At 70.4% G+C, this 270-nt stretch carries 1 protein-coding gene; it reads left to right on the top strand.

All coding sequences use genetic code 11. The annotated features are described in order from the left end of the window. Positions 1 to 270, top strand: a 270-nt coding sequence (locus R0J92_RS23185) for an AarF/UbiB family protein (protein ID WP_411053403.1), incomplete at both ends; no start/stop codon positions are given.

Below are 270 nucleotides of genomic sequence, written 5' to 3'. Positions count from 1 at the left end.
GGCCCGCTGATGAAGGTCGCCCAGATCCTGTCGACCATCCCGGAGGCGCTGCCGGAGGAATACGCCGAGGAACTCCGCCAGCTCCAGACCAACGCGCCGCCCATGGGCTGGCCCTTCGTCAAGCGCCGGATGGCGGCCGAGCTGGGGCCCGGCTGGCAGAAGAGGTTCCGCTGGTTTTCTCACGATTCCGCGGCGGCCGCCTCGCTCGGCCAGGTCCACAAGGCCGAGGGGCATGACGGCCGGCTGCTCGCCTGCAAGCTCCAGTACCCG

Origin of the sequence: Tritonibacter sp. SIMBA_163 (genome assembly GCF_046535935.1) — a bacterium.
In the GTDB taxonomy this organism is placed as follows: domain Bacteria; phylum Pseudomonadota; class Alphaproteobacteria; order Rhodobacterales; family Rhodobacteraceae; genus Epibacterium; species Epibacterium scottomollicae.
Note: the sequence above shows the minus strand (reverse complement) of the source record. Positions and strands in the feature narration are given on the sequence as shown.